This is a genomic window from Vibrio sp. SG41-7, assembly GCF_014164465.1.
Classification (GTDB): Bacteria; Pseudomonadota; Gammaproteobacteria; order Enterobacterales; family Vibrionaceae; genus Vibrio; species Vibrio splendidus.
Genome location: NZ_JACJFF010000388.1, coordinates 1 through 307 on the forward strand (window position 1 = coordinate 1; position 307 = coordinate 307).

Genomic DNA, 307 nt, shown 5'->3' on the forward strand with positions numbered 1-307 from the left:
TCATGACTGGGGTGAAGTCGTAACAAGGTAGCCCTAGGGGAACCTGGGGCTGGATCACCTCCTTATACGAAGATAGTCACGATGAGTGTCCACACAGATTGATTAGGTTTAGAAAAGCAAAGAGATGAAGAACTCCCAAGTTCTTCGAAGTTTGTTTCTACTTTTTAAAGTGGAGATAAATTGCAGTGTCCCGTTCGTCTAGAGGCCTAGGACACCGCCCTTTCACGGCGGTAACAGGGGTTCGACTCCCCTACGGGATACCATTGGGTCGTTAGCTCAGTTGGTAGAGCAGTTGACTTTTAATCAA

The 307-nt window shown here is 47.2% G+C and carries 1 tRNA gene and 1 rRNA gene; both read left to right on the forward strand.

The annotated features are described in order from the left end of the window. Nucleotides 1-65 (forward strand): 16S ribosomal RNA (locus H5300_RS27275); the annotation flags it as partial. 122 nt (nt 66-187) lie between these two features. Next, nucleotides 188-263 (forward strand) — tRNA-Glu (locus H5300_RS27280). Nucleotides 264-307 lie beyond the last annotated feature (44 nt).